We start from the raw sequence: 4,800 nt of genomic DNA on the forward strand, positions 1-4,800 counted from the left end.
AGATATGGCTGATGGGCACGTTGAAGCTGTCGACCGCGACGAGCGGTTCTTCGCTTCCTTCCTTCCATTCCTCGAGCGCTTCGAGCGCGTCATGAAAGGCGTTCTGGAGGGTGATGGGCGCGTGGCCTTCGAAAAGTTCCGGCAGCACTTTCTGCATTGGCATGTTCCTCTTCAAGCTCGGTTGGATTGTGCTGCGGGGATGCGGATTTCGGTAGCTGACCTCACTTTCATGCGCCTCCCCAACTTGCCTTGTATGCAACATACTTGCACATGAGTTAAATGTCGTCCACTGCAAAACGCGCTGGACCAATCGTGACGAAGTTCCTGATTTTCCGCCCGCAGCGGTAGTCCGATTTGTGCCAGGCAATCATCGTTCGGCCAGTGCCGGCACCACCCGAACGAATAGGAAATCTACCCGTACGGGGCGTTTTCAACGGGCGGGAAAACCGATCTGCTTGCTTTCGGGAAAACAGCATTTTCGGGATAGCCGGCTCAACGGTTCGGCGCCCCGGAACAACACGAGATGAACGGGTGCCGCTTGGAGGAGAGCAGACCACTCAGCTTTCGCGAAGACGTCCGCAGCCTGCTTTTCAGGCTGCTCCTGGCCGTCGTCAGCGAACGCGAGCCCAATATGGCGGAGGTGCTTACCGGCCGCGTGAGCCTCGATGCTCTGGCCAGCGAGCAACGCATAGCCGCTCTGCAGGCCACCGGCATCTGGTTCCAGCTTGTCGCAATCGCCAATGAGCTGCTTGCGATGCGCTCGCGCCGTGAGCTTGAGCAGATGGGCGGTGCTGACGAAGTGATCGGCTCGTTTGCCAATGTCATGGGCGAAATCGCAGCCGGCGGCTACCCGGCCGAGCAGATCCAGGCCACCCTCGATGACCTCTGCGTCGGCCCCACCATGACGGCGCATCCCACCGAGGCCAAGCGCGTCACCGTGCTTGAAATCCACCGCCGCATCTATCGCAAGCTGACCGAACTCGAACAGCAGCGCTGGGCGCCGCGCGAACGCGAGCAGCACATCAGCGACCTCAAGAGCGAGATCGAGCTTTTGTGGATGTCGGGCGAGCTGCGACTCGAACGGCCGTCGGTGGAACGTGAAATCGCCTGGGGCCTGCACTTCTTCCGCGAAGTGATCTTCGAGGCGACGCCCAAGCTTTATGACAGCGTCGAAGAAGCGCTGGCGCGTCACTATCCGGAATATGACCTCAAGGTGCCGTCGTTCATGCGCTATGCCTCCTGGATTGGCGGCGACCGCGATGGCAATCCCAACGTCACCGCCAAGACCACGGCCTATGCGCTTAATGAATGCCGCCAGGCGATCGTCGGCTGGTACATCGGCCAGGTGCGCAAGCTGGTCACCGTGCTCAGCATCAGCGCCAATGTCGTCGATATCCCTGATACCTTCATCAAGGCGCTGGGGCATGCGCTGCACCGCAGCGGCAATGCCTCGGAGATCGTCGCACGCAATCCCGAAGAGCCGCTGCGCCAGTTCGCCGCCGCTATGCTCGACCGTCTGGAGGCGATGCGCGGCGAGGCTTCGGCCAAGCCTTATGGTCGCTCGGATGCCTTCAAGGCTGACCTGCGCGAGCTTGAAAACGTGCTGGCCCAGCTCGGCGGCAAGCTGATCGCCAGGCGTTTTGTCCGGCCCTTGCGCCAGCAGGTTGAAACCTTCGGCTTCCGCACCGTTTCGCTCGACATCAGGCAGAACTCCACTGTCGTCAATCGGGTGTTGGCCGAGTTGTTCAAGCTCGCCGATCCGGCTGCTGCACCAGCACCCGATACCCCGCAATGGACGCAGCGTATCCGCGCGGCGCTGAATTCCGGCGAACAGCTAGAGGTCGATCGCCTGGCGCTTTCCGAAGAAGCACAGGAACTGCTCGACCTGTTCGATGTCATCCGTAAGGCTTCGGCTGGCCTCAATGGTGGCGCTGTCGGTGCCTTCATCTTGTCGATGACGCGGTCGAGCGACGATCTTTTGGCCGTTTATCTGCTCGCTCAATATTCCGGCCTGGCGACAGTCATGGACGGCAGCGGAACCATCGCACTCCGCGTCGTGCCGCTGTTTGAAACCATCGACGATCTGCGCGCCGCGCCCGAAATCCTCGACCAGTTGTTTGGCGTCTCCATTGTCCGCCGCTCGGTGCGCGATTTCGGCAACGCCCAGGAAGTGATGCTCGGCTACTCCGACTCCAATAAGGATGGCGGCTTCCTTGCCTCCAACTGGGAGCTGAACAAGGCGCAGCGGCGGATCACAGCGCTCGGCATCAAGCGCAAGGTCAAGATCAGCTTCTTCCATGGCAGAGGCGGGTCGGTCAGCCGCGGCGGTGCGCCGACGGGCAGGGCGATCGCCGCCCAACCAGCCGGCACGATCGGCGGTGCGATGCGCGTCACCGAACAGGGTGAGGTCGTTTCGTCGAAATTCGCCAATCGCGGCACCGGGCTCTACCAGCTCGAAATCCTCGCTGCGAGCGTCTTTGCCCACAGCGTCAAGTCGCCGAACGAAGCCGAGCTCAAGGACATCCCCGAGTTCAGCGAAGCACTGGAAGCACTGACCGGCATGTCGCAGGCGTCATATTCGGGCCTCATCAATGAGCCGGGTTTTATCGATTATTTCCACCAGGCAAGCCCGGTCGAGGAATTGTCGCTGCTCAAGATCGGCTCGCGCCCAGCGCGTCGTTTCGGCGCCCGCGACATCTCCGACCTGCGCGCCATTCCTTGGGTCTTCGCCTGGAGCCAGAACCGTCATCTCTTGACCAACTGGTACGGCATCGGCAGCGCGTTGAACTCGTTCGTCAACGTGCGCGGCGAGGCTGGTCTGGAACTGCTCAGGCAGATGTTCGAGCGCTCACGCTTCTTTCGCCTCGTCGTCGACGAGGTCGACAAGGGCCTCTACCAGTCCGACATGGACATTGGCTGTCTCTATGCCGGACTGGTGCAGGACCGCGAGGTCGGCGAGCGCATCTACCGCAAGATATCGGCCGAATATGCGCTGACGCGGCGGATGATCTCCGAGGTCAATGGCGGGCTGAAGCTGTCAGAGCGTTTTCCGGCCTTCAAGCGCCATTTCGACCGCATCCGGCCGCAGATGGACTCGATCCACCGGCTGCAGGTGCAGCTCTTGCGCGAGGTTCGCGCCCAGGATGGCGCCACCGCCAACCCCAAGCGCGCGGTCAACGCGCTCTTGCTTTCGATCAACTGCATTTCCGCCGGCCTCGGCTGGACCGGATGAACACAAATTTGGGCGCCGCACGGCGCTATTAGGGAGGAGCCTCATGAATATTCCCACCAGACCCGGCATCGGCAGTGCCCGCCACTTCTTCCGCACCGGCGTTGCCCAGGCGGACCCCGCCGTCAGCGACGCGATGGGTCGGGAGCTTCAGCGCCAGCGCGACGAGATCGAGCTGATCGCGTCGGAAAACATCGTCTCCAAGGCGGTGCTTGAGGCGCAAGGTTCGGTGCTGACCAACAAATACGCCGAGGGTTATCCCGGCCGCCGCTATTATGGCGGCTGCGCCTATGTCGACGAGATCGAGGATCTGGCGCGCGAGCGCGCCAAGACGATGTTCGGCTGCAGCTTCGCCAACGTCCAGCCCAATTCGGGCAGCCAGGCCAACCAGTCGGTGTTCATGGCGCTGATGAAGCCCGGCGATACCTTCTTGGGCCTCAACCTTTCCGCAGGCGGGCACCTGACCCATGGCGCGCCGGTCAACCAGTCCGGCAAGTGGTTCAACGTCGTCTCCTATGGCGTCAAGCCTGACACCTGCCGCATTGACATGGACGAGGTGCGCGACCTCGCCAAGAAGCACCAGCCCAAGGTGATCCTCGCCGGCGGTTCGGCCTATCCGCGTATCATCGACTTCAAGGCGTTCCGTGAGATCGCCGACGAGGTTGGCGCCAAGCTGTTCGTCGACATGGCGCATTTCGCGGGCCTGGTGGCCGGTGGCGTCCATCCCAATCCGCTCGAACACGCCCATGTCGTGACTACCACGACGCACAAGACCCTGYGTGGGCCGCGTGGCGGCATGGTGCTGTCCAGCGACGAAGAGATCGGCAAGAAGATCAATTCGGCTGTTTTCCCTGGTCTTCAGGGTGGGCCGCTGATGCATGTCATTGCCGCCAAGGCGGTTGCCTTTGGCGAGGCGCTGACGCCCGACTTCAAGGTCTATGCCGCCAACGTCGTATCCAACGCCAAGGCGCTCGCCGAAACGCTGCAGGATGGTGGTGTCGACATCGTCTCAGGCGGTACCGACACGCATCTGATGCTGGTCGATCTCAGGCGCAAGAACCTCACCGGCAAGGCTGTCGAAGCTGCACTCGGCCGCGCCCACATCACCTGCAACAAGAACGGCATCCCGTTCGACCCGCAGGGACCGATGGTCACGTCTGGTGTTCGTCTTGGCACACCTGCCTGCACGACGCGCGGTTTCCTCAATGAAGAGTTCCGCCAGGTCGGGCGCATGACGATGGCCGTCATCGACGGGCTTGCGGCCAATGGCGAGGAAGGCAACGTTAAGATCGAGGCCGCCGTTCGCGAAGAAACACGCGATTTGGTCGGGCGATTCCGAATCTACGACTGATTTCTGTCGTAGAAGAGCGGGCATTGCCTTGGCGAATTCGGTTGGAATGCGCCAAGGCAGGATGCCGATGTCGATGGCGGGCTGATGGCGCAACAAAAGAAGCTGAATGTCCTGATCGCCGAGCGCAATCCGCTGGTGATTTCGGCCTTGCGCGACATGATCAGCCGCGACGAGCGCTTTGATTTCGCCGAGGGAGTCCAGAGCGGCGAGGCCTTCATAC

The 4,800-nt window shown here is 61.8% G+C and carries 3 protein-coding genes; 2 read left to right on the forward strand and 1 reads right to left on the reverse strand.

Going from position 1 to position 4,800, the window contains the following annotated elements; genetic code table 11:
- Positions 1 to 262: BRA0787 family protein (locus tag AC1DUU_RS23215; protein ID WP_476785743.1), on the reverse strand; the 262-nt coding region annotated here is incomplete at its 3' end.
- 261 nt (positions 263 to 523) lie between these two features.
- Between AC1DUU_RS23215 and AC1DUU_RS23220 the strand changes: the two genes are divergently transcribed.
- Together AC1DUU_RS23220 and glyA are read left to right on the forward strand one after the other, a co-directional pair.
- Complete coding sequence (locus tag AC1DUU_RS23220) at positions 524 to 3,232, forward strand: phosphoenolpyruvate carboxylase (protein ID WP_476785741.1); 2,709 nt, start codon at positions 524 to 526, stop codon at positions 3,230 to 3,232.
- A 43-nt stretch (positions 3,233 to 3,275) separates the two neighbouring features.
- Positions 3,276 to 4,580: a serine hydroxymethyltransferase gene (glyA, locus tag AC1DUU_RS23225; protein ID WP_476785742.1), complete on the forward strand. Its 1,305-nt coding sequence runs from the start codon at positions 3,276 to 3,278 to the stop codon at positions 4,578 to 4,580.
- The last annotated feature ends 220 nt before the right edge of the window (positions 4,581 to 4,800 follow it).

It is taken from the genome of Aminobacter sp. P4_H6_2, assembly GCF_056400805.1.